The 22,871-nt window shown below is 64.5% G+C and carries 20 protein-coding genes and 1 pseudogene; 4 read left to right on the top strand and 17 right to left on the bottom strand.

What is annotated here, in order from left to right; translation table 11 throughout:
- Window positions 1-3: 3 nt before the first annotated feature.
- Both OW521_RS11425 and OW521_RS11420 read right to left on the bottom strand, forming a co-directional pair.
- On the bottom strand, window positions 4-1,587 hold the full coding sequence (locus tag OW521_RS11425; RefSeq protein WP_268025507.1) for a stealth family protein: 1,584 nt from the start codon (window positions 1,585-1,587) through the stop codon (window positions 4-6).
- 53 nt (window positions 1,588-1,640) lie between these two features.
- Window positions 1,641-2,552, bottom strand: a complete 912-nt coding sequence (locus tag OW521_RS11420; RefSeq protein ID WP_268025505.1) for a hypothetical protein — start codon at window positions 2,550-2,552, stop codon at window positions 1,641-1,643.
- A gap of 169 nt (window positions 2,553-2,721) precedes the next feature.
- Here OW521_RS11420 and OW521_RS11415 point away from each other — a divergent pair, with 169 nt between their 5' ends.
- On the top strand, window positions 2,722-3,021 hold the full coding sequence (locus OW521_RS11415; protein WP_268025503.1) for a type II toxin-antitoxin system VapB family antitoxin: 300 nt from the start codon (window positions 2,722-2,724) through the stop codon (window positions 3,019-3,021).
- A complete protein-coding gene (locus OW521_RS11410; RefSeq protein ID WP_268025501.1) occupies window positions 3,014-3,739 on the top strand; it encodes a LytR C-terminal domain-containing protein in 726 nt (241 codons plus the stop codon). Before OW521_RS11415 ends, OW521_RS11410 begins: the two co-directional genes overlap by 8 nt.
- Window positions 3,740-3,763: 24 nt before the next feature.
- Here the strand turns inward: OW521_RS11410 and OW521_RS11405 are convergent, their stop codons facing one another.
- From OW521_RS11405 to OW521_RS11345, 13 genes and pseudogenes are all read right to left on the bottom strand, one after another.
- The gene (locus tag OW521_RS11405) at window positions 3,764-4,405 is read right to left on the bottom strand and encodes a TetR/AcrR family transcriptional regulator (protein WP_268025499.1); all 642 of its coding nucleotides are present in this window, start codon (window positions 4,403-4,405) and stop codon (window positions 3,764-3,766) included.
- 115 nt (window positions 4,406-4,520) lie between these two features.
- Window positions 4,521-5,219 carry a DsbA family oxidoreductase gene (locus OW521_RS11400; protein WP_268025497.1) on the bottom strand — a complete coding sequence of 233 codons (699 nt, stop codon included), beginning with the start codon at window positions 5,217-5,219 and terminating at the stop codon, window positions 4,521-4,523.
- Window positions 5,220-5,401: 182 nt separating this feature from the next.
- On the bottom strand, window positions 5,402-5,932 hold the full coding sequence (locus tag OW521_RS11395) for a GNAT family N-acetyltransferase (RefSeq protein ID WP_268025495.1): 531 nt from the start codon (window positions 5,930-5,932) through the stop codon (window positions 5,402-5,404).
- A gap of 123 nt (window positions 5,933-6,055) precedes the next feature.
- Window positions 6,056-7,390 carry an MFS transporter gene (locus tag OW521_RS11390; RefSeq protein ID WP_268025493.1) on the bottom strand — a complete coding sequence of 445 codons (1,335 nt, stop codon included), beginning with the start codon at window positions 7,388-7,390 and terminating at the stop codon, window positions 6,056-6,058.
- Window positions 7,391-7,581: 191 nt separating this feature from the next.
- The gene (locus OW521_RS11385; RefSeq protein WP_268025491.1) at window positions 7,582-8,580 is read right to left on the bottom strand and encodes a sugar phosphate isomerase/epimerase family protein; all 999 of its coding nucleotides are present in this window, start codon (window positions 8,578-8,580) and stop codon (window positions 7,582-7,584) included.
- Window positions 8,581-8,630: 50 nt separating this feature from the next.
- Window positions 8,631-9,815: a Gfo/Idh/MocA family protein gene (locus OW521_RS11380; RefSeq protein ID WP_268025489.1), complete on the bottom strand. Its 1,185-nt coding sequence runs from the start codon at window positions 9,813-9,815 to the stop codon at window positions 8,631-8,633.
- Between the two features lie 9 nt (window positions 9,816-9,824).
- Window positions 9,825-10,960: pseudogene (locus tag OW521_RS11375) on the bottom strand (Gfo/Idh/MocA family protein).
- Complete coding sequence (locus tag OW521_RS11370; RefSeq protein WP_268025487.1) at window positions 10,957-11,709, bottom strand: sugar phosphate isomerase/epimerase family protein; 753 nt, start codon at window positions 11,707-11,709, stop codon at window positions 10,957-10,959. Before OW521_RS11370 ends, OW521_RS11375 begins: the two are co-directional and overlap by 4 nt.
- 51 nt (window positions 11,710-11,760) lie before the next feature.
- On the bottom strand, window positions 11,761-12,654 hold the full coding sequence (locus OW521_RS11365) for a carbohydrate ABC transporter permease (RefSeq protein ID WP_268025485.1): 894 nt from the start codon (window positions 12,652-12,654) through the stop codon (window positions 11,761-11,763).
- Window positions 12,654-13,616 (bottom strand): carbohydrate ABC transporter permease, encoded by a 963-nt coding sequence (locus tag OW521_RS11360; RefSeq protein WP_268025484.1) that lies wholly within the window; start codon window positions 13,614-13,616, stop codon window positions 12,654-12,656. The genes OW521_RS11365 and OW521_RS11360 overlap by 1 nt, the downstream gene beginning before the upstream one ends.
- Window positions 13,617-13,626: 10 nt before the next feature.
- Window positions 13,627-14,943 (bottom strand): ABC transporter substrate-binding protein, encoded by a 1,317-nt coding sequence (locus OW521_RS11355; protein WP_268025483.1) that lies wholly within the window; start codon window positions 14,941-14,943, stop codon window positions 13,627-13,629.
- 126 nt (window positions 14,944-15,069) lie between these two features.
- Window positions 15,070-15,870, bottom strand: a complete 801-nt coding sequence (locus OW521_RS11350; RefSeq protein ID WP_268025482.1) for a hypothetical protein — start codon at window positions 15,868-15,870, stop codon at window positions 15,070-15,072.
- Window positions 15,867-16,964, bottom strand: a complete 1,098-nt coding sequence (locus OW521_RS11345; protein WP_268025481.1) for a Gfo/Idh/MocA family protein — start codon at window positions 16,962-16,964, stop codon at window positions 15,867-15,869. Before OW521_RS11345 ends, OW521_RS11350 begins: the two co-directional genes overlap by 4 nt.
- Before the next feature lie 176 nt (window positions 16,965-17,140).
- Here OW521_RS11345 and OW521_RS11340 point away from each other — a divergent pair, with 176 nt between their 5' ends.
- A complete protein-coding gene (locus OW521_RS11340) occupies window positions 17,141-18,361 on the top strand; it encodes an ROK family transcriptional regulator (protein WP_268025480.1) in 1,221 nt (406 codons plus the stop codon).
- Window positions 18,362-18,444: 83 nt separating this feature from the next.
- Window positions 18,445-19,641, top strand: coding sequence for an MFS transporter (locus OW521_RS11335; RefSeq protein ID WP_268025478.1), 1,197 nt, complete (start codon window positions 18,445-18,447; stop codon window positions 19,639-19,641).
- 102 nt (window positions 19,642-19,743) lie between these two features.
- On the opposite strand, the gene aceB is transcribed toward OW521_RS11335, so the two are convergent.
- Both aceB and aceA read right to left on the bottom strand, forming a co-directional pair.
- On the bottom strand, window positions 19,744-21,396 hold the full coding sequence (gene aceB, locus OW521_RS11330) for a malate synthase A (RefSeq protein WP_268025476.1): 1,653 nt from the start codon (window positions 21,394-21,396) through the stop codon (window positions 19,744-19,746).
- Between the two features lie 148 nt (window positions 21,397-21,544).
- Complete coding sequence (gene aceA, locus OW521_RS11325; protein ID WP_268025474.1) at window positions 21,545-22,864, bottom strand: isocitrate lyase; 1,320 nt, start codon at window positions 22,862-22,864, stop codon at window positions 21,545-21,547.
- Between the last annotated feature and the right edge of the window lie 7 nt (window positions 22,865-22,871).

The following is a 22,871-nucleotide window of genomic DNA, read 5'->3' as shown; positions in this document are numbered from 1 at the left end:
GGATTACTTCTCCCACGGAGCTTTGACCGGGAAGTACTTCTCCATAAAGTCCGTCACGAGGCCGGCCCGTTCGTCTGCAGCCACCTCCGGGAAGCTGCCGTCGTTGAGGCAGAAGAAGTCCACGTTGCGTTTCGCCAGCAGCGTGGGCAGGTAGTGCAGCCCGGACCACAGGGTGGTGTCAACATACCGGACTTTCGCGGCCGTCTGCGTCACTGCCCGCCCGGTGAGCAGCGAGTAGTAGTGGTAGAACGAGTTGGTCACGGAGATGTTGTCCGCGGCGCGGAACCTGCTGGCTGCCGTCTTGGCGAACTCGGCCGGAAACTCGCGCTCCATCTCGGCGATCACACTGCGGCGCAACGGAGCGGCCGTGTGCTCCAAATGGCGGGTGGTGATGCGGCCGAACCGCTCCCAGAGGAGCTTCCTGTTGACGCGGGCGGCGTTCTCGAAGCCGCTGCGTTCGGCGTCGTTCTCTCCCAGTCCAATCCGGGTGGAGGCCTCGATGAACTTGGTGATTCCACCGGGAGTGAAGAACATGTCCGGCGCTACGGGGCGGCCGAAGAACATGTCGTCGTTGGAATACAGGAAGTGCTCGGACAAGTCCTCAATGTGGTGCAGTTGGGATTCCACGGCCTGCGAGTTATGCGTTGGCAGCACTGAGGGGTCCTTGAAGAACTCCTCGCTGCGCATGATCCTGACGTCCGGGTGTTCGGCCAGCCACTCCGGCGCGGGGGAGTCGGTGGCAATGTAGATCCGGCGAATCCAGGGCGCATACATGTACACGGAGCGCAGGGCGTATTTGAGCTCGTTGATCTGCCGGAAACGGGCCTCATGGGCGTCACCCTCGCCTAGGACGACGTCCTTCATCTGCTCGCGGCGGGCCGCGATGTAGGCGGGGTCGTTGCCGTCCACCCACGAAAAGACGATGTCGACGTCGAAGTCGATGTCGCTCGCGTGGTCCGCGAACATGTTCTCGATGGTTGGCCAGCTCAGCCCGTGGCGGTTAACTGTGCCTCGGACGGCGTCTTGGCGCAGCATGGTTCGCCGGGTCAGGGAGTTCTCCACGGGCAACACGAGTTGGTCGCCGTCGAACTCCCACAATTCGAGCTGAACGCCGAGGGAAGGGCCGTAGGTCAACCCGCCTGCGGGTTCCACGCGCGGTCGGAAGAGCCTGAAGATCCGGGCCTTCCGGTTGCTGGAGAGCTCGCCGTCCGCCACCAGCAGCGTGGATTTCTTCCGGGCATCAACGGTCATGGAGTAGAACGGTTCGTTCCGGAAAGCGGTGACCAAAGTCTGGCGTAACTTCTTCCGGAGCTTCCAATCTACGGCGATCACTGGCCGGTGATCGTTGCCGCGGACCAGGATGAAATCCAGTCCGGCCGCGTCCAACGCCGCGCGAATGAAGAGGAGATCTTCGACCATTACCTGCTGCGGCGTGCGGTTCTGGTTCAGCAAGCTGTATCGGCCACGATGGCGGATGACGTCGGCGCGGTGCTTGAGGCGCGCGTCGACGGCGGGCGACGTCGGTTCTGGAACGACCGCGTCGTCGTCGGAGGCGGGACTACCGAAGTAAATCGCTTGCTGGTCCATGACTGTGATGGCTTTTCTCCGAAGGGTTGTGGGAAGGGTGGGCTTTAGCGGACTCAGCCCACCAAGGCTTCACGCCAGCTGCGCAGGAATGCGCCGCCGGCGTCGTCGTGAATGACGTCCTCGCCCAGGCCGAGGTCTGTGGCTGTAAGAACATCGTAGGGCTTGTTGGGCACGCCGTCCGCGGGACGGACGTCGATGTGCTTGACGTCGTGGTCATTGTGGTGGAGCCAATCGGCCATCGCGTAGTCGGTGCGCGAATCGCCCACTGTGCGCCAAGCTTGCGGAGTGATTCCTTGGGCGGCGAGGAGTTCCACCGCGCGGCTGGCGCCGAGATCCTTGCCGAGCCGAATGGACTCGATGTCCGTGGAGATGATGGTGGGATCCAGGCGGTAGTCAGCGGCGTCGTCGGACCCCGGCGCGTGGTGGTCGAGGAGCGCGGCAGAGAGCCCATGCCGGCCCATGAGTTCCAATGCGTCGGCGTCGAAGAGCTTCTGCTCGGCCAGGTAGTCGTCGCTTGACACGTCCAGATGCTGCTCCACGGACACCATGGCCCGCTTGGTCTCATCGAAGAACATGTGCGTTGCGTAGTCCTCCGCCACCATGCGGCGGACGTCGTCGCCGTACGCCTTCGGAACAGCGAGTTCATGGTCCACGTGGATGGGGCCGGGGCCGCCGGAGGTATAGCTGAACCACACGGCGCCTTTCTCGCAGATCGCGTGGACAACAGTTCCTGGGGGCATCCCGGCGGCGATCATGGGCGCCATGACCTGCTCGCGGATGAAAGCGTCGGAACGGCCGGTATTGAAAATGACCGGAATGCCTGCGGACGCCAAACTGACAAGATCGGCGATGATTTCCGGCTTCACGTCGCGCGTCACGGGACTCGCGACGGGGCCGTCGACGTCGAGGAGGAGGGCGAGGGCGGGAGCAATCGGGTGCATAGTGCCTGGCATTGGAGCAGTCATGACCCCATTCTGTCAGTCCCGCGTCACGGCGGCGGCGGTGTGACGGCCGACGGCGGCAGGGGGGCTCGTTGCGGACGTACCGGCCGTCTACGGTTACCATTTGGCCACAACATTGGTGGGAGTGTTCCCGTAAGTTCCCTTGGACGTCTTACTTCTTTAGGCTTGCAAAGTGATCTTCAAAGCTGTGGGCGAGGGACGCCCCTACCCTGACCATGGTTTTTCCATGCCCAAGGACTGGGCGTCGTTGCCGCCGCGTCCGGTCCGGCTCGATGAACTGGTCACCACCAAGCGCACGCTCGACCTGGAAGCATTGTTGGCCGAGGACTCAACCTTTTTCGGGGACCTTTTCCCGCACGTGGTGCAGTACCAAGGCGTGTTGTACCTGGAAGACGGACTTCACCGTGCCGTCCGTACTGCCCTCCACCAACGCACAGCCATCCACGCCCGGGTGCTGGTGATAGATGGTTAACGAGACACTCCCGGAAGAGCAGGTGGACGTGCCCCAGAATGCCGCTCCGAAGAAGCCCCGGAGACGCCCAAAAGACGCGACACGCCTGCACGGGCATCGCATTGTCACCGGGCCTGAACTACGGGCCACTTTTGCCGATACTCCGGGGCCTGAAGAACATCCCGGGTGGTTCAGCCGCCGCCTCTTGCACGGTATCGTCCTCGTGCTGCTTGTGGGAGTGATCGTTGCCGGGGTGGTGGGAGCCTGGGCAGTCATGAACGGTGTGATCCGCTTCCCCTCGGCCGTCGCCAGCAAGGCGCCGCCGACCCTGTGCCCGACAACCGTCTTCGACTATGTGCCCAACAACAAGGTCAAAGTCAATGTCTACAATGCGGCCGGCAAAGCTGGTTTGGCGAAGAGCGTGGCTGACCAGTTGAAAGCCCGGGGATACGACCTTGGCGGCGTCGACAACACCACCACTAGCTACACCGGATCGGCGGTAGTTGTTTCGGGATCCGGTGGCCAAGCGGCAGCGTTCAACATCCAACGGAACATTGCCGGCACCGACTACTTCCAGGACCAACGCCCGGATGCCTCCGTGGACCTCATCCTCGCGCCCGGTTTCTCGGCACTGGTGGCGCCGGAACTAGTGGACAATACTCCGGGCAAACTCAGCTGTCCCCGCGAAGACCAACGGATTGCGGACAATTCGAAGCTGCCGGTGATACCCAAGTCTTGACGTAGCGGGCCCCAGCGGCGAGTGTCACGCCAGGCGCGCAGGCCGGCCGTCGTCGTCGAACCTTGCTCCCGCGCCCAACTGGATGAACCGCACGGTCTGGACCAGCCGCTCCTCAAGGCCATCCGGCTGCGCTCCGTTTTCCGCATTGCCCCGCGCCGCGCTGGAGGAGAGGGTTCCGTGAATGAGCCTGGCGAGCTGAGAGACGTCGGTGGGCGGAAGGTAGCCTGCTGTGATTCCGTCGCGCAGGATGTCCTGGAGCAGTAGGTTGAGTTCGCCCACATGATCCGCCAGTTTCGCAAAGGAGGCGGGGGAGAGGACAGCCGCCATCGCGGGGCCTGGCGGGAGGTGCCGGCGGCTCAGGTCTTCAACTTGGGCCCGTACGTACAGGGCAAGGCGGTCCACCGGGTTCGGCAGGGCAGCGAGGGATTCGCGCAGGTCGCCCAGGAAGCGTTCGGTCTCGTGCAAGGCGTATGCGATCAGGAGCTGTTCCATGTCGGCGTAGTAGTTGTACACCGCCGTCCGGCCGACGCCGGCGTGCCGCGCGACGTCGGTCATGGTCAACCCGGGCAAGCCGTGGGTAAAGAGCAGCTCGCCGAAAGCAGTCAGGATCCGGCGTCGGGTTTCAGCGCGTTGCGCCGCGTTGTTCGCGGCCGTAATCCTGGGCATACAGACACTTTACAGTGATCTGTCAGCAAAGCTGGGTGTGTGCGGCCCGAGCTGGCAGCAGATGACCCCTCAACGCACTGTTGGGGTCATCTGCTGCCAGCTCGAGCGGAGATGCTTAGATCGCGCAGCCGTCTGGACCGCAGGCTTCGGCGTCGGAGCTGCCGACGGCGACCAACGGATTGGCTACCTGCCATGCCTGGGCGAGGGCCTGGGTGAAGACCTCGGCAGGCTGTGCGCCGGAGAGTCCGTACTTGCGGTCGATGACGAAGAAGGGCACGCCCGTGACGCCGAGCATCCGGGCTTCGGCGATGTCACCGCGGACGTCCTCTGCGTACTTGTCCGTACTGAACAACTCGGCAACTTCGGCTTCCGGCAGGCCCAAGTCGCTGCCAAGCAGGGTCAGGTATTCCTGGCTTCCAATGTCCTTGCCGTGTTCAAAGTGCCCGCTCAGGAGCAGTTCCTTGGCTTCGTCCTGCTTGCCGTGGGCTGCCGCAAGGTGGATAAGGCGGTGCGCCATGAAGCTATTGGCCACCACGACGTTCTCGAAACGGTAGTTGAGTCCCTCGCCGTTGCCTTGCATGGCGACGTGATCGAACATTTGGCTGACCTGCGCGGGATCCATGCCCTTCCGCTTGCTCAGGTAGTCCAGCTCGGTGCCCTCGTAGTGCTCGGGGATACTCGGGTCCAGCTGGTAGCTGCGCCACTGGATCTCAACCGAGTCGCGGTGCGGGAATTCGGAGAGGGCCGTCTCGAACCGGCGCTTTCCGATGTAACACCACGGGCAAGCGACGTCTGACCAGATCTCAATCTTCATGATGGCGACAACCGGGCAGCCAGGCCCGTCATTCCCGAATCGGTCTGTTGGACTGGTCACAGCACGGCATTCGCGACGCGCAAAATGATGTGCGATGCGGAAACGGGATGGCGCTACGGGAATCCAAGTGTCGCTGGGAATTCTCCGTGTCGAAGGGAACGATCCGCGTCGCAGGGCGCGTCCTAGACCGCCCGCTCCATGACGAAATCGTTCTCCACGGCATCGCCCAGGCGGAACGACTTGGTCCCGACCTTCCTGAATCCGCTCTTCTCGTAGAAACGGATCGCCCTGGCATTCTGGCTGTTGACGCCAAGCCACACGCCCGCCGCGCCAGCACCTGCAGCGCGGTCCAGGGTGGCCTTCATGAGCTCCGCGGCAGCACCCAGGCCGTGGTGTTCAGGATGGACGTAGCATTTGCTCAGTTCCGCGGAGGGCGTCAGCGTCAGGGCCGATGCGACGTCGGTATCGCTCGCTGGGCGGGCGACGAGCATGCTGTAGCCGCGGAGTTCGCCGGCTGCGTCGATGGCCAGGATGGTGATGTCCGGATCGGCGAGGTACTCCGTGAACCTGTCCACGCTGAGGGTTTTGCGCAGGTGCGCGGCGATGTCCTCGGGCGAGGATCCCGGCGGGCAGGCGAGCGGAAAGGTGACGGCGGCAAGCTCCGCCAGCCGTCCGGCGTCGTCCGCTGTTGCTTCACGGATTGTCTGGCTCATGCGGTCCTCCCAGGAATGCAGGCGCGGAAATGCCCCTTAAGACTGATCTTAAGGGGCATTTCAGGAAGGATTACGACGGCGGTGGCCCACCGAACCGTTCCGCTTACGGGAGCGCCGGGTTGCTTATGCCTGGGCTTCCTGGAGCAGGCGAAGGTCCTCTTCCGGCCGTGGATCCCGCCCCAAGGCTAGGCCAACAATGGTCACGGCTGCCGTGGCGAGCAAGTACCCGGCGATCAGGAGCCAGCTGCCGGAAGCGGCGTAGAGGGCCGTGAAGATCAACGGGGCCACAGCTCCGCCGACGACTCCCGCTACGGTGTAGGCCAGGGAACTGCCGGCGTAGCGGAGTCTGGCCGGGAACTGCTCGGTGATGAAGGCCGCCTGCGGGCCGTACATGAACGCGTGCAGTCCCAGGCCGACCACGACGCCCACGGTCAAGACCAGGACGGAACGTGACTGGATCATCAGGAAGAAAAGCGGGATGTACACCGCGGTGGCCGCAGCGGTGATGCCGTAGACCAGCCGGCGATTGAACCGGTCCGTGACTGCTCCCGCCGCCGGGATCAGGATCAGTTGGAAGGCCGAGCCCACCAGGACGGCGCCCAGCACGTTGCCGGTTGTCATCCCCAGCTCCTTGGTGGCATAGACAGCGACGAAGACGGTGAATAGGGAGTACAAGACGTCGGGGCAGATCCGGCACAGCGCCGCGGCGAAAAGGGGACGGACCTGGGTGGTGAGGACTTCCTTGATGGGAGCCTTGGGGCGTTCGCCCGTGGCTTCGATGGCCTTGAATACGGGGGTTTCCTCGAGCTTGAGCCGGATAACCAGGCCGAAGGCAACAAGGATGGCCGAGCTGAGGAATGCCACGCGCCAGCCCCATGCGATGAAGGCTTCGTTGCTCATGACCGCAGCCAGGACGGCCAGGGCGCCGTTGGCGAGCAGGTTGCCGGCGGGCGGGCCGATCTGGGCTGCGGAAGACCAGAATCCGCGCTTGTTGGGATTGGCGTACTCGCTGGACAGGAGCACGGCGCCGCCCCATTCGCCACCCACACCAATGCCCTGGATCAAGCGGAGGAGGACCAGGATGATCGTGGCTCCAATGCCGATGGTGTGGTAATCCGGTAAAGCGCCGATCAGGACTGTGGCCGCACCGATGAGTACGAGGGTGATGACCAGGACATTCTTGCGTCCGATCTTGTCCCCGAGCCGGCCAAAGACGACGCCGCCGATGGGCCGGGCAAGGTAGCCCACCGCGAAGGCCGAGAAGGAGAGCAGGAGGCCGGTGTATTCATCGTTGCCCGGGAAGAAGATCTTGGGGAAGACGAGCGCTGAGGCAACGGAGTAGATGGCGAAGTCGTAGTACTCCAGGGAGGTGCCTGTGACGCTGGCGATGAAGGCTTTGATGGCGCCTGCCGAGGGTTTGCTGCGCCGTGTTGGGCTTGGCGAAGTGGTCGCGGACATGGTTCCTCCATGGAACGTTGGGCGGGATTTGTGATCCCGATCTCAATCGGGGCCTACACCCAATGATGCATCACATGGACGAATTGTTCAACAATTTTTTGGCAAGAGTTCTTCGGGGCGCGAGTTGGCGGCAGATGCCCGCAAAATCGGATTTTGGGGGCATCTGCCGCCAACTCGCGCTAACCGGAGGGTCAGTCCTGGCTGAAGGCGGCGTCGAAAGAGGTTTGCGACGGCGGGAAGTCGAACTTCTTGAGGGCTGCCAGGGCTTCGGGGGCGCCGTGGAGGCGGTCCATGCCCGCGTCTTCCCATTCCACGGAGATCGGGCCGTTGTAGCCGATCGCGGTGAGGGCCCGGAAACTCGATTCCCAGGGCACGTCGCCGCGTCCGGCGGAGACGAAGTCCCAGCCGCGGCGCGGGTCGCCCCAGGGCAGGTGGGAGCCCAGGACGGTGTTCCGGCCGGTGGGGCGCAGCTTGGTGTCCTTGCAGTCCACGTGGTAGATCCGGTCCTTGAAGTCCCAGATGAAGGAGACCGGGTCGATGCCTTGCCACATGAAGTGGGAGGGGTCCCAGTTCAGGCCGAACGCCTCGCGGTGCCCGATCGCTTCCAGGGTCCGGACGGTGGTCCAGTAGTCGTAGGCGATCTCGGAAGGGTGGACTTCGTGGGCGAAGCGGACCCCGCATTCGTCGAAGACGTCCAGGATGGGGTTCCAGCGGTCGGCGAAGTCCTGGTAGCCGGCCTCGATGACTTTCTCGGGGACGGGCGGGAACATGGCGACGTATTGCCAGATGGAGGATCCGGTGAATCCGACGACGGTGTCCACGCCGAGGGCTTTGGCGAGGCGGGCGGTGAGTTTCATTTCCTCGGCGGCGCGTTGGCGGACGCCTTCGGGGTCCCCGTCGCCCCAGACCTTGGCGCCGACGATGACCTGGTGGCGGAAGTCGATGGGGTCATCGCACACGGCCTGGCCTTTGAGGTGGTTGGAGATGGCCCAGACCTTGAGGTTGTATTTGTCCAGGATTGCGAGCTTGTTCTCGACGTAGCCGGGTTCGTCCCAGCGCCAGGCATCCAGGTGGTCGCCGGAGACGGCGATTTCCAGGCCGTCATAGCCCCAGCCGGAGGCGAGGCGGGCGACTTCTTCGAAGGGCAGGTCGGCCCACTGGCCGGTGAACAGGGTGTACGGGCGGGGCATTGGTTCTCCTTGCAGAAAAGTTTCGAGGGGCGTGTTTCAGGCCAGGGCCGTCAGTGACCGGCGACCTGGATGATGGCGCTCTTGGCGTCCGCGGATTCTTCGATGGCGGCCAGGACCCGCTGGACGGCGAGGCCGTCGTCGAACGACGGCGACGGCGGGGTCCCGGCGTCGATGGCGGCCAGGAAGTCGCGGATTTCATGGGTGAAGGTGTGCTCCCAGCCGATGACGTGGCCTTGGGGCCACCAGGCGTCGATGTAGGGGTGTTCGGGTTCGTTGACCAGGATCCGGCGGAATCCTTGCTCCCGGACAGGGGCCGTGGCGTCCAGGAAACCAAGCTCATTGATGGATTCCAGGTCGAACAGGATGGACCCCTTGTCCCCGTAGACCTCGAGTTTGAGCGAGTTCTTCTGGCCCGTGGCCATGCGCGAGACTTCCACGGAGGCGACCGCCCCGGAGGCGAGGGTCAGCGTTGCCCAGGCGGCGTCGTCGACCGTTACTTGTTCCGGACCATACGCACCGGGACGGCTGTTCACGAAAGTGTGCAGCCGGCCGGAGACCTCGGTGACGGTGTCCCCGAGCAGGAACAGGACCTGGTCGATGGCGTGGGAGGCGATGTCGCCCAGCGCGCCGGACCCGGCGGTTTCCTTGTTGAGCCGCCAAGTCATGGGGGAGTCCTCGTCCACGAGCCAGTCCTGCAGGTACGACGCCCGGACATGCCGGACCGTGCCCAGCCTGCCCTCGGCGATCAGCTCGCGGGCCAAAGCAAGGGCCGGTACCCGGCGGTAGTTGAAGCCGATCATGGACTGGATACCGCGCGCACGGGCGGCACGCGCGGCATCCGTCATGGCTTCGGCCTCCGCCAGGGTGTTGGCGAGGGGTTTCTCCACGAGCACGTGCTTGCCCGCTTCCAGCGCCGCGATGGCGATCTCGGCGTGCATCCAGCCTGGCGCGCAGATGTCCACGATGTGGATGTCATCGCGTTCCAGGACCGAACGCCAGTCCGTGGCAGACTCCGCCCAACCGTACTTCGCCGCGGCCTCGGCAACCTGTTCCGGGTCCCGGCCCACGAGCACTTTCTGCTCGAAGGCCGGAACATCGAAGAAGCTGGCCACGTTCCGCCACGCGTTCGAATGGGCCTTGCCCATGAACGCGTAGCCGATGGCGGCAACACCGAGAGTTGTCTTGCCCGCGTGGCCGTCCTGCGGGTTGGTGGGGGTAGGGGCGGAGCTGGTCATGAGTTGTTCCTAGAGGGTGGCGGCCATCGGGTCCCAGTCCTCGGGGAGGGCCTGGGAGGTCACGGCGGAGCTGTCGACGCCTACAAAGGTGCCGGTTTCGGCGGACTCGGAAATGGAAACCAAGGTATCGACCACATGGTAAGCGAGGGCTCCCTGGGCGCGGTGAGGAACGCCGGCACGGAGGGAACGGGCCATGTCCAGCACGCCCATGCCGCGGCCGTTGGCCGGTCCCGTCGCGGGAATGGTTTCCGGTTCTTTGGCTCCCGCGCGCCAGAGCTTGAGGTCGCCGTCGAAGTAGTTCGGGTCCGGGAGCTCGAGCGTGCCCTCGGTGCCGGTGATCTCCACGAAGCCCATCCGCAGGCGGGGGACTCGAAGCTGAAGACGCTGTGCGAGGAGGCCCCGCCGTCGAACCGGAGCATGGCACTGACGTGCGTGGGGACCTCGACGGCGAATTCCTCGCCAGCCTTGGGCCCGGAACCGACCACGCGGACTTCTTTGGCTTTGGAGCCGACGGCGGCGACGCGCCTTACCGAGCCGAAGGTCTGGACCAGCGCGGTGATGTAGTACGGGCCCATGTCGAAGAGCGGACCCGCGCCCTGGGCGAACAGGAAGGCCGGGTTCGGGTGCCAGGACTCCGGACCCGGGGTCTGGAACATGGTCAGGGCCGTCAACGGGGTTCCGATGTCGCCGCGTTCGATGATCCTCCGGGCCGTCTGCAGGCCTGCGCCCAGGAAGGTGTCCGGTGCGCAGCCGAGGCGGATGCCCGCGGCGTCGGCCGTCTTCAACAGGCCCAAGCCGGATTCGCGGTCAAGGGAGAACGGCTTCTCGGTCCAGACGTGCTTGCCCGCGTTCACGGCTGCCGTGGCCACTTCGACGTGCGCGGCCGGGATGGTCAGGTTCACGATGATCTCGACGTCGGGGTGGTTCAGTGCCGCGTCCACGCCGCCCCACTCGGGGATGCCGTATTCCTTGGCGCGTGCTTCCGCGGCTTCCTCGAAGAGGTCTGCGATGATGTGGACCTTGAGGTCCGGGAAGACCGTCAGGTTGTCAAGGTACTGCTTGCTGATGTTGCCGGCGCCGATGACGGCGACGCCCACTGGGCCGCGACGGGTGGAGGGGGTGGACTGGTGCGTTCCGGCGCTCATGCTTCGGCTCCGGCGGTTGCAGCGGAGTTCTGAAGGAATGCGAGGCTTTCGGCGATGCCTTCGAAGATGTCTCCGGCGTAGTCGTCGAATTCCACGACGCCCACTTCCAGGGACTTGGCGGCAGCGATGACGTCGAGCACCGGGATGGTGCCCTGGCCTGCCGGCAGCTGGGCTTTGGTGTCCGTGGTGCCGGGGCCGTCCTTGATGTGGATGAACTTCACGCGGTCACCGAGGCGGGCGAGCAGTTCCACGGGGTTCTGGCCACCGACGGATGCCCAGTAGGTGTCGACTTCCAGGATCAGCTCCGGGTCAAGGAGGCCCGCGAAGTATTCCAGGGCGGTCTGGCCCTCGATCGTGGACTCGAGTTCCCAAGCGTGGTTGTGGTAGCCGACGCGGATGCCGTATTCGGCGCTCTTCTTCGCCGCCGCGTTGAGTTTGGCCGCGGTGGCCTGGATGTCTTCGGCGTTCTGCCAGTGTTCGGCAGGCAGGTACGGGTCGATGACCGTACTAATGCCGAGTTCCTTGGCGGCTGCGAAGATTTCGTCCTGGTCCTGGCTCAGCAGCGGCGCGTGGCCGGACGGGGCCGTCAGCCCGTTCTCCTTCAATGCAGCGCCGAGCTCCTTCGCCGTGGCCACGAAATTGTAGGGTTCAACCTGCGTGTAACCGATCTCGGCAACCTTCTTGATGGTGCCGGGCAGGTCTTCCTGCATGGCATTGCGCAGGGTGTACAGCTGGATGGAGTAAGACATGGTTTTCCTTTGCGTTGTCAGTTGCGTTCGATGCGAGTTGTATAACGGCCGTTAGCGGCCGGCGAGGGATCCGCCAATGCCGCCGACACTGAAGTACTTGTTCAGGGTGGCGAAAACGACGATCGGCGGGAGCATCATGACGACCGCGAGGGCCATGACCCCGGACCAATCCGTGGCGTTTTGCTGGAAGAAGGACTGCACACCCATGGGGAGGGTGAAGATCTCGTTGGAGCGCAGGAACACGATAGCGACGAGGTAGTCGTTCCAGGCCAGGAGGAAGGCGAAGATGGCCGTCGAGAGGATGCCGGGCAGGGAATTCCGCAGAACCACCTTGGTGAACGATCCGAAGACCGAACAGCCGTCGATCCACGAGGCCTCCTCGAGGCTGACGGGGATGGAATCGAAGTATGCCGCCATCATCCACGTGGCCACGGTCATTGTCGAGCCGACGTAGATGATGATCAGGCCAAGGAGGTTGTCCACGAGTCCCAGGCCCGCGAACAGGATGAACAGCGGCACCACGGAGGTGATGATGGGCAGGGACTGCATGACGAACAGCAGCAGCGAGTAGCCGGAGACGGCCTTGCTGCGGCCGCGGGAGAGGACATATCCTGCCGGCGCGGCCACGGCCACGGAGACAATCACCGTGCTGATGGTGGTGATGAGGCTGTTCTTGAGCCAGGTGGCAGCCAGGGTCTTGGAGAAGACGTTGCTGAGGTTCTCCAGGGTCAGCCCCGTGGCGGTGCTGTTGGGGCCCGGAGTCAGGGCCAGGACCACAGTGACCATGATGGGGACGAGGACGATGGCTGTGATAGCCAGGATCAGGACGAACCGCCACCAGCGTCCGCGCAGGCCTGCCTCGGAGAGGACCCGGCGGGTTTTTTCCGGACCTGCGACTCCGAGGGTGGGCCCGGATGCGGGGTGTGCGTGGAGTACTGCGCTCATTATTCGACGCTCGACTTTCGGATCTGGCGGTACAGGAAGACCGACACGACGACGAGGGTGAGGGTCATGAGGAAGGCGATGGCGACGCCGGGTCCGGTCTGGAAGTCCTGGAAGACCGTGCGGTAGGCGAGGACCACGAGGGAGGTGGTGGCGTCGACGGGGCCGCCGCCGGTGAGGAGGTAAATGGTGGGGAAGTCGTTGACGCAGAAGATTGTCATCAGAATCCAGCTGATGTAGGTGGATCGGGCGATCAGCGGCAGCGTGATCTGGCTGAACTGCTGCCACTTGCTGGCGCCGTCCATGCTGGCGGCTTCATAGACGGTGGTGTCCACGGAGGCCAGGGCGGCCGAGATCATCATCATCATGAAGGGGAAGCTGACCCAGACCTTGAACGCCATGACCATGACCGCGGCCAGGTTGGGGTCCGCCAGGAAAAGGGGCGTGCCCAGGCCAAGGCCGCGGAAGAGCGACGGAATGAGGCTGTCCGGGGTGGCCACGAGCCAGTTCCACGCGGTGGAGGAGACCACGATCGGCACCACCCAGGGCAGGAGGAGCAGAATCTTGAAGGTGCCGCCTGCCGGGATTTTGGTGCGCAGCAGCAGGGCCAGGCCAAGGCCGACCAGCCAGGAACCGAAGACGCCGACGATCGTGAACCACAGGGTGAACTGGGCGGCCTTCCAGAACGCCGGGGAGGACAGGACATGGCCGAAGTTCTCGACGCCGACGAAGTTGCCTGTGTCGATCAGGGAGCCGTCGTGGGTTGCTTGGACGCCGGCGTAGATCAGCGGGTAGCCGTGGATCAGGACGAGCAGGATGATCGAGGGCAGCAGGAGCCAGAAAAACGTCCGGCGGGTCTGGCCTGACAGCTTGCCCTTGCGATTCAAGGACCCGCCCCCGGGCCCGCCGGGGGCAAGTCCCCGGCGGGCCCGGGCGAGGCCGGACTGTGCTGTGGTGGTTGACATGATGACTGCTTTACTTTTTGATCACGGATTCGAGGCCGGTCTTGAAGGCCTGCAACGCGGTCTTGGCATCGGTCTTGCCGGTCAGGATCGTCTGGGTGAACTGGTTGAGTGCCTGGCCGCCGTCGAGGACAGCGAGGTTCGCGTTGAGGGTGCTTCCCTGTGCGGCGAAAGTCTTTGCGATGGGCTGCCATTCTTTGACGATCTTGACGTTGTTCGCGTTGCTCGCAAACTCGGGGAGCTCGGTGATGGACTTGAAGACAGGAAGGGCGGCCATGAGCTTCTGCTGCCACAGCTGCTTGAGCTGGCCCATGTAGTACACGAGGAACGCTTCGGAGCTTTCCTGTGAGGGACTGTTCTTGTACATCATGATGTTGTTGGGGAACACGAGCGTTCCCTTGTCACCATGCGGTCCAGCGATGGGGCTCGCAACGGCGAAGTCACCCGACGTGTCCCCGATTCGTTCCGCGGCACCGGCCTGGAAGACCCCAAATCCGATTTTCTTGTCTTTCCACTGGGCGGACATGTTGTCGGTGGTGTAGCTGACCGCAGCGGGGTCGATGATCCCGTTCGAGTGGAGTTCCAGGAGGAACTCGATCGCTTCGACATTGCGGTCGTTCATGACGTCCAGTTGGCCATCCTTGGTGAAGACGCCACCGCCGTTGTTGACCATCATCATGATCATCGAGTGGTTGCCGAAGTTGTTTCCGGCGCCGGCGCCCGTGCCGAAGCCGACGGCGCCAATCTTTTTCAGGGCCTTGCCGGCTTCAAGGAGGGAAGCCCAGTCCGTCGGCAGAGCCACGCCCGCCTGGTCGAAGAGGGACTTCCGGTACCAGAAGACGCGCATGTCCAACTGCCAAGGAATAGCAACATAGCCCTTGTCCGACTTGAATGGCTCCAGCACGCCCGGCAGGAAGTCGTCGAACTGGCCGTTCTTCTTGAGCGCCTCCACAACCTTGTCCGCGTAAGCGATCTGGCCTTGCTGCTCGAACTGGAACGCTTGGAAGCCGCCACCGGTGGACACCGCGGGACCGGTCTTGGACGCGATGGCCGAGGAGAAGGTCTGGTAGAAGTTGTTCCACTGGATGATCTGGTAGCCGGCCTTGCCGTTGCTTCCCGTGGGCGCGTAGGCCTCGGTGATCTTCTTGGCGGCATCGTTGTAGGCCGGAGTTGCCCACGGCATGTCCCAGAACTTGATGGCGCCGCCGGAGGAGCTCGAGCTGGAGCCGCCGCCGCAAGCCGCGAGCAGCGGGACCGCCGCCGCTGCTGCCGTGAGGCCGAGGAAGCCCCTGCGGGAGAAATTGCGGCTGGCTTCGGACTGAACAGTCATGATGATTCCTTTCGGGACCGCTGCGTGATGTTCGCGTTTGGGGCGGTCCGGCTCGTCGTCGAGAAGGTGAATGATTGCTTTTGGTGCTCTGCTATTGAGGGTCGGTAGTTGAGGTGGAGTGCGGGTTCAGGACAGGTGCGCGATGGATTCCGTCAGCCGCGCAAAGCCGGCGAGATCGGAGGGAAAAGTGCCGGCGTCGAGGTGTTCCTTGAGCCGGCGCCAGGTGGTGCGGTGGGCGGATTCGTAAAGCGTGGGCAGGAGGATTTCCCCTTGGGGTCCGGTAGCCCGGACTTCAGCCGGCCAGGCAGCAAGCGGTTCGGGGACCGCAATGCTGACACCGCCGTCGTCGGTGTAGAGCCGGAGGTCGACGCCGGCGGGCCGGGAGTTGCTCAGCACGCCCTGGAGCGAAACCGGTGCGCCGTTGAGGAGCCGGCCGGAAACCGTGTAGCCGTGCGTGCCCCGGTGCAGGACGCGAAGCGCGTCCAGTTGACCGGTGACGCGTACGACGGCGGCGAGGTGCTCGGTGAGGAGTCGTTCCGGATCGGTTCCTGCCGCGGCTGTGGCGACGGTGTCCAGCATGGCGGCCCGGCCGGCTACTGAGCGGACTGCGTCTTCGGCTCCAGCGAGTCCGGGGTTGGATGCCCAGCGCTGGTCCAGGACAACCGCGACGCCGGTTGTTTCAGCGGCGTCGCGCAGGGCGGCGGTGTTTTCCACGACCGGATTGACCACGACGATGCCCAGCGCTCCGCCGTCGATCGCCTTGATGGTCTCAGTGGTCCAGCCCGGGGCGCCGTCGATGGCGGAAATCCGTGCGGTGTCCCCGGCCGCTACGGGACCGAAGCTGGCCGGCAGCGAGGCGACGGCGAGTCCCACTGCGCCGCTCTCTTCTGCCTGGGGGGTGGCAGTGACCGTGTACTGGCTGCTCATGAGTGGGCTCCTGCATGGCTGTTTGCGTGCTCAACCGCGGCGAGATCCACCGTGGCGTCGGCAATGGCGATCGCGAAGGTGAGGTCGTTGATGAGGCTTTCGGCGGACGGCGGCTGCTTTATTCCGAGGGCCAGTTGGGCAAGTTCGCGCCACTCGCCCTCATAGCCGTTGTGCTCGAACGGCCCGTACGTTGTGCTTGTGGAGCCGCGGGTGATGGTTGCGACCGCCGAGCCCGCCTGTACATATGAAGGAGTGAAGTCCACGCGAAGGGCTGCGTCATCCGAGATCGCTTCGAAGGTCCATTCCGGCTTCCAGGTCTTGTTCATGGCTGCACGCAGTTCGATAGTCCGGTTGCCTGCGCCCTGTTTTCCGGCACGCAGGGAAATCACATAGCCGAAGGGGCGGACATGCCGAGCCTGCAGGACTTCGAGGTCTTCGAAATCCGGGGTGAAGCGGCGCACGAGTGGAAGGTCGTGGATGGCGAGTCCCATGATGCCGCCGCGGAGGGCGTTCTTGACGACTTCCACATCGCTGTAGTCGGGGGCGCCGCCGGCGGGCCGGGTGAGGATTTCGGTGGCGAAGTCTTCGAAGCGGGCATTGGGCGGAAGGACGATGGAGGAACGGATGGTGTGGGCTGTTTCGGGGAGATCGCCCCAGTTGGCCTCCGCTGCGAGCCAGCCGGGATCGAAAGTGTGCATAGCGCCCACGATGATCGGAACGCCGGTTTCCTCGCTGACCGTTGAAATCCGTGCAGCCTCCTCGCCGCTCATCGCGAAGGGCTTCTCGCAGAGGATCGCTTTCTTTCCGGCGCGGCATGCGGCGATGACTTGGTCCGCGTGGAACTGGTGGGGACTGCAGATGGCCACGATGTCGACGTCGGGATCATTCAGGAGCGCGTCCATGCTGGTGCTGTGGTTGGCGCCGACGCGGGCTGCGACCGATTCTGCGACGGCGGCGTCGACGTCCATGATGTGGCGGACTTCCAGGATGTTCCGGAGCCGGGCAAGGGAAGGCAGGTGGATTGCTTGGGTGACGGGGCCGGCGCCAAGAATGCCGACGCCAACTCTGGTTGTTGCCTGTGAGTGGTTGGACAAGATCAGTTACCTCTTCGTAAACGGAGTCTCTGAGTTTCAACGCGGCTTTGTGGGCTACGTGACCCTTCTCACAAACAACCTACGACGACTTTTGACGATGAGCAAGCAAAAGTTGAAAATCAATCGACAAACTTTTGCTGCGTGACACACATAAGCAATCGTGCTATCACTGATGCATGACCTCAGCACCCGAAAAAGCGCCCGGAAAGGACGGCTCCGTGCAGGATGCCGGAAGCCTCTCGCGTGCAGGAGATCTGTTTCAGCTTCTTCGCGACGGCCAGGCGCGGACCCGGGCCGAACTCGCCATCACCACCGGGTTGGCCCGTTCCACCGTCGCCTCGCGCATCGACGCCCTCATGAACTCCGGACTCGTGGGCCCTGCCGGTGAGGCGAGTTCCAGTGGCGGCAGGCCGCCGTCGCGCTTTGCCTTCAACCCTGCTGCCCGCGTTGTCCTGGCGGTCGACGTCGGAGCTACGCACGTGATCGTCGCGGTCACCGATCTTGGCGGAAAAGTCCTGGCCGAACGCCGGTTGGCGCAGGAAGTCGCCGACGGTCCCGATGTGGTTCTCGGCAAGATTGTGGCCGAAGGGCGGGAGCTCCTCGCCGAAGCGGGCCGCAACCTCGAGGACCTGGCCGGGATCGGCATCGGACTGCCTGGCCCCGTGGAACACGACACCGGTCGGCCGGTCAAGCCGCCTATCATGCCCGGCTGGGACGGATTCGACGTGGTCCGTTACATGCAGCGCTCCCTGCCGGTTCCGGTCCTGGTGGACAACGACGTCAACATCATGGCCCTCGGCGAACGCACAGCGTATTGGCCGGACCACGACAACTTGCTCTTCGTCAAAATCGCCACGGGCATCGGCGCGGGCATCATCAGCAGCGGCGAGTTGCAGCGCGGCGCCAACGGAACTGCCGGGGACCTCGGTCACGTGAGGGTTCCCCGTGGCGACGACGTCCTCTGCCGTTGCGGGAACTACGGCTGCCTTGAAGCACTCGCCTCTGGCCCCGCCGTCGCCCGCCAACTGAAGGCCCAAGGACTGGAGGCCACCAACGGCGGCGACGTGCTGCGGCTCGTGGCTGAGGGAAACCTCCAGGCCATTCAAGCTCTCCGGCAGGCCGGACGTGACGTCGGCGATGTCCTGGCAACCGTGGTGAATCTGCTCAACCCCTCGATGATCGTGATCGGCGGCAGCGTTGGGGAGGCTGGCGAGCACCTCGTTGCAGGCATCCGTGAAGTGGTCTACCGGCGCTCCCTCCCGCTGGCTACTTCGCATCTGCGCATCGGCATTTCGATGGCAGGGGACCAGGCCGCGATCCTCGGCGCGAGCCAGATGGTCACCCAGCACGTCCTGTCTCCGGCAGTAATTGAAGCCACGCTCCAAGCAACGGGCTGAGGTGCGTCACGTAGGGTTCAGCAACGGCGGGTCGTGATAGCAATGAAGGTGATGCCTACCTTCCCTACCCTCCAGCGCACCCCGTGACCGGCCAGTTCCTCGCCAAGGTGCCGCGAGGCTGGCTGATCCTGGCATGTATCGGCCTCATAGCCCTCAACATGCGCGGACCTTTCGTCGCGGTGGCGCCGGTGGTGGATTCCCTGAAACGGGACCTTGGATTCTCGCCCGTGGAACTCGGGCTGCTGACCGGCATTCCCGTCCTCTGCTTCTCGCTCGCAGCGCCGCTGGCTGCGCTGGCCGGGCGCAGATTCGGTGCCGAATTCGCGGTGATGCTCACGCTCATGGGCGTGCTGGCCGGCGTCGTGATCCGCTCCAGCGGCGGCGGAGTTCCGGTGATAGTGGGTACCGTCCTCATCGGCCTTGCCATCACTATCGGCAACATCGCGGTGCCGCTCATCATTCGCCGCGATTTTGCGCCTCGACGCCAGGCAACCGCGATGGGCGTCTACACGGCGGCGCTGAACATCGGGTCCTTCCTGACCTCGGTGGCCACGGCCCCGCTTGCAGAACTTGTGGGCTGGCGGCTTGCCTTGGGGGCGAGCGCCCTCCTTGCCCTGGCGGCCATTCTGTTCTGGGTCCCAACGGTCGGTGCCCGGCAAGCTTTCGTGCCGGCTCCCGTTCCGGCCGCCGACGGGTCGCGAGCCGGCAACGGCTCCGGCGTTGGCTGGCTGACCGTCGGCCTGACACTGGGATTCGCCGGCCAGGCATTCTCGTACTACGGCGTGACCGCGTGGCTTCCGAGCTTCCTGTCCGATGAACTCGGCATGGGCACCGCACAAGCTGGCGCCGGGTCATCGCTCTTCCAGATCTTCGCGATTGTGGGCGGGCTCGGCGTGCCGCTCATCGCCCGTTTCGCCAGCACGACGGCGGTCGCGGTCACCTTGAGTGCCCTGTGGCTGACCGTACCTTTGGGCTTGTTGCTGGCCCCGGGTTGGTGGTGGTTGTGGTCGTCCCTGGGTGGAGTCGCACAGGGTGGTGGCATCACGGTCATTTTCATCGCCATCATCAAGTTCGCGCGCGACCAAGCCTCGGCAGGCAAGATGTCCGCCGTCGTGCAGGGGGTCGGGTACTGCTTCGCAGCCTTGGCTCCCACCATCGTCGGTTACGTGCACAGCATCTCCGACGGCTGGACCGTGCCACTCCTGGTGATCCTTGGTTCGGTCGCCGCGTTTTGCGTCTGCACCACCCTCTCTGTGCGCTGGGTGGCCCGACAGCGCTAAGCGGGTTCACATCGCTGGGTGGGGTTCCGTCGCTGGGCTGCCTCCCCGGCCATCGGGGTCACTTGTTGCGAAGAGTGCAGGCAGCCCAGCGGGGCGTGGGGACTAGGCGGCTACGAGTTCTTCCTTGGTGGCTTCTTCGCGGGCTTCCGTGAGGTAGCGGGCGTAGGCCGGGATGGTCAGGAAGGTGGGGAACTCCTCGGCCAAGGCGACTTCCTCGAAGATGCTGCGGGCATCGTTGAAGCGGTCGTCGTCGAAGCGTTCCAGCCGTGCGAACTCTTCGTCGAGGAGGTCGTTGACCCATTCGCGGGTAATGAGCTCGCCGGTGTCGGTGATGGCGTGGGAGTAGATCCACTGCCACAGCTGTGAACGGGAGATCTCCGCCGTTGCCGCGTCCTCCATCAGGTTGTGGATGGCCACGGCGCCGTTGCCGCGCAGCCAGGACTCGATGTAGCGGATACCCACCTCGATGTTGTTCCGGATGCCGGTCTCGGTGATGGTGCCCTCGGTGGAGGCGATGTCGATCAGGGCGCGGTCGTCCGGGGTGACATCCTCGCGTGAGCGGTCCAGTTGGTTCGGACGATCGCCGAGTACGCCGTCGAACACTTCCCGGCACACCGGAACCAGGTCCGGGTGCGCAACCCAGGAACCGTCGAAGCCGTCGCCGGCTTCGCGGGTCTTGTCCGCGCGGACCTTCTCGAACGCTGCCGTGTTGGCGGCCTCGTCCTTGCGGTTGGGAACGGCAGCGGCCATGCCGCCGATCGCCATGGCGCCACGGCGGTGGCAGGCCCGGACCAGTTGCTCGGTGTAGGAGCGCATGAAGGGCTGGGTCATGGAGACCTGGGCGCGGTCCGGCAACACGAAGCGGGGGCCGCGGGTGCGGAAGTTCTTGATCACGGAGAAGATGTAGTCCCAGCGTCCGGCGTTCAGGCCCGAGGCGTGATCGCGCAGCTCGAAGAGGATCTCCTCCATCTCGAATGCCGCCGTGATGGTCTCGATCAGCACGGTGGCGCGGATGGTGCCCTGCGGGATGCCGAGCAGGTCCTGGGCCAGGACGAAGATGTCGTTCCAGAGGCGGGCTTCGAGGTGGTTCTCGATCTTGGGCAGGTAGAAGTACGGGCCCTTGCCCTGTGCCAGCAGGCGGCGGGCGTTGTGGAAGAAGAACAGGCCGAAGTCGACCACACCACCGGCAACGGGCTTTCCGTCGATGAGCATGTGCTTCTCCGGCAGGTGCCAGCCGCGGGGCCGGACCACGATGGTGGGCAGGTCCTCGGCGGCACGGAGCTTGTATTCCTTGCCCTCGGGCGAGGTGAAGTCGATCCGGCGCTCAAGGGCGTCCGTGAGGTTCAGCTGGCCCTGGATGACGTTGCGCCACGTGGGGGTGGAGGAGTCTTCCATGTCTGCCAGCCACACCTTCGCGCCGGAGTTCAGCGCGTTGATGGTCATCTTCCGGTCAACCGGTCCGGTGATTTCCACGCGGCGGTCTTCCAGGCCCGGGGCCGGGGGAGCGACGCGCCAGTTCGGATCGTTGCGGATTTCCGCCGTCTCGGGGAGGAACTGCGGGTCCTGGCCGCCGGAAATCTGGCCGCGGCGGGTGTGCCGCGCCTGCATCAGCTCCTGACGGCGTTCCGCCGTAGCCCGGTGCAGCTTTGCCACGAACTCCAGGGCATCCGGGGTAAGAACCTCGTTCTGCCGGTGGATAGGCTGGGCGGTCAGCGTGATGCCGTTGATCGTGTAATTGTCAGTGAAGCTGTTCATCGGAATTCTCCTCTTGAGGGTCCCAACTGACTCGCAGTAGGTGTCGTTTTGGGGGCTCAAAACGACACCTACTGCTATCTAGTTGGGGAGTGGGCCCACGGCCGCCGGGTTCCCTCGCGAGCTTGCGAGTGGAGGGGGCGGCTGGGGATTAGTGGAACTGGCCTTCTTCGGTGGATCCCACCAGGGCCAGGGTGGACGCGTTCGGGTTGAGCGCAGTGGCAATGTCGTCGAAGTAGCCAGTGCCGACTTCGCGCTGGTGCTTGGTTGCGGTGTAGCCGCGGGACTCGGAGGCGAATTCCTTTTCCTGGAGTTCGACGTAGGCGCTCATGCCTTCACGGGCGTAACCGTGGGCGAGGTCGAACATCGAGTAGTTCAGGGCGTGGAAGCCGGCCAGGGTGATGAACTGGAAGGTGAAGCCCATGGCGCCGAGTTCACGCTGGAACTTCGCGATGGTGGCGTCGTCCAGGTGCTTGCGCCAGTTGAACGACGGCGAGCAGTTGTACGAGAGCATCTGGTCCGGGAATTCGGCCTTGACGGACTCGGCGAACTTGCGGGCGAGTTCCAGGTCCGGGGTGCCCGTTTCCATCCAGATGAGGTCCGAATACGGGGCGTAGGCCTTGGCGCGGGCGATACAGGGTTCGATTCCGTTGCGGACCTTGTAGAAGCCCTCCGCGGTGCGCTCGCCGGTGATGAATTCCTGGTCGCGCTCGTCGACGTCGGAGGTGATCAGGGTTGCTGCCTCGGCGTCGGTACGGGCGATGATCACCGAAGGGGTGCCGGCGACGTCGGCCGCGAGGCGGGCAGCGTTCAGGGTCCGGACATGCTGCTGGGTGGGGATAAGCACCTTGCCGCCGAGGTGGCCGCACTTCTTCTCGGAAGCGAGCTGGTCTTCCCAGTGCACTCCCGAGGCGCCGGCCTGGATCATGGATTTCATGAGTTCGTAGGCGTTCAGCGGACCGCCGAAACCGGCTTCTGCGTCGGCGACGATCGGGACCAGCCAGTCCTCAACGGTCTGGATGCCCTCGGAGAATTCGATCTGGTCGGCGCGGAGCAGGGCGTTGTTGATGCGGCGGACCACGGTGGGGACCGAGTTGGCCGGGTAGAGCGACTGGTCCGGGTAGGTGTGGCCGGAGTTGTTGGCGTCGGCTGCTACCTGCCAGCCGGAAAGGTAGATGGCCCGCAGGCCGGCCTTGACCTGCTGCACGGCCTGGTTGCCGGTCAGTGCACCGAGTGCGTTGGTGTACTTGCCTTCCTTGTGCTCTTCCGTGAGCTGCTTCCACAGCTTCTCCGAGCCGCGCCTGGCCAAGGTGTGTTCTTCGGAGACCCGGCCGCGGAGGCGGACGACGTCGGTGGCCGAGTAATCGCGGGTGACGCCTTCCCAACGCGGGTTGGCAGCCCATTCGAGCTCCAGTGCGGCGGCCTGCTGCTGAGCGGAGGTGGGCTGCTCTGGTTCAAATGCTGCGGTCATTGTTCTG

Origin of the sequence: Arthrobacter sp. MMS18-M83 (assembly GCF_026683955.1) — a bacterium.
Classification (GTDB): Bacteria; Actinomycetota; Actinomycetes; order Actinomycetales; family Micrococcaceae; genus Arthrobacter.
This window is presented reverse-complemented; position numbering and strand designations above follow the sequence as displayed.

Bases quoted from the DNA above. Each gene is read 5' to 3' on its own strand.
- OW521_RS11400 (WP_268025497.1), bottom strand. From the start codon at position 5,219: ATGAAGATTGAGATCTGGTCAGACGTCGCTTGCCCGTGGTGTTACATC.
- aceA (WP_268025474.1), bottom strand. From the start codon at position 22,864: ATGACCGCAGCATTTGAACCAGAGCAGCCCACCTCCGCTCAGCAGCAG.
- OW521_RS11350 (WP_268025482.1), bottom strand. From the start codon at position 15,870: ATGAGCAGCCAGTACACGGTCACTGCCACCCCCCAGGCAGAAGAGAGC.
- OW521_RS11410 (WP_268025501.1), top strand. From the start codon at position 3,014: ATGGTTAACGAGACACTCCCGGAAGAGCAGGTGGACGTGCCCCAGAAT.
- OW521_RS11420 (WP_268025505.1), bottom strand. From the start codon at position 2,552: ATGACTGCTCCAATGCCAGGCACTATGCACCCGATTGCTCCCGCCCTC.
- OW521_RS11425 (WP_268025507.1), bottom strand. From the start codon at position 1,587: ATGGACCAGCAAGCGATTTACTTCGGTAGTCCCGCCTCCGACGACGAC.
- OW521_RS11370 (WP_268025487.1), bottom strand. From the start codon at position 11,709: ATGTCTTACTCCATCCAGCTGTACACCCTGCGCAATGCCATGCAGGAA.
- OW521_RS11395 (WP_268025495.1), bottom strand. From the start codon at position 5,932: ATGAGCCAGACAATCCGTGAAGCAACAGCGGACGACGCCGGACGGCTG.
- OW521_RS11360 (WP_268025484.1), bottom strand. From the start codon at position 13,616: ATGTCAACCACCACAGCACAGTCCGGCCTCGCCCGGGCCCGCCGGGGA.
- OW521_RS11405 (WP_268025499.1), bottom strand. From the start codon at position 4,405: ATGCCCAGGATTACGGCCGCGAACAACGCGGCGCAACGCGCTGAAACC.
- OW521_RS11390 (WP_268025493.1), bottom strand. From the start codon at position 7,390: ATGTCCGCGACCACTTCGCCAAGCCCAACACGGCGCAGCAAACCCTCG.
- OW521_RS11385 (WP_268025491.1), bottom strand. From the start codon at position 8,580: ATGCCCCGCCCGTACACCCTGTTCACCGGCCAGTGGGCCGACCTGCCC.
- OW521_RS11340 (WP_268025480.1), top strand. From the start codon at position 17,141: ATGACCTCAGCACCCGAAAAAGCGCCCGGAAAGGACGGCTCCGTGCAG.
- OW521_RS11380 (WP_268025489.1), bottom strand. From the start codon at position 9,815: ATGACCAGCTCCGCCCCTACCCCCACCAACCCGCAGGACGGCCACGCG.
- OW521_RS11365 (WP_268025485.1), bottom strand. From the start codon at position 12,654: ATGAGCGCAGTACTCCACGCACACCCCGCATCCGGGCCCACCCTCGGA.
- aceB (WP_268025476.1), bottom strand. From the start codon at position 21,396: ATGAACAGCTTCACTGACAATTACACGATCAACGGCATCACGCTGACC.
- OW521_RS11355 (WP_268025483.1), bottom strand. From the start codon at position 14,943: ATGACTGTTCAGTCCGAAGCCAGCCGCAATTTCTCCCGCAGGGGCTTC.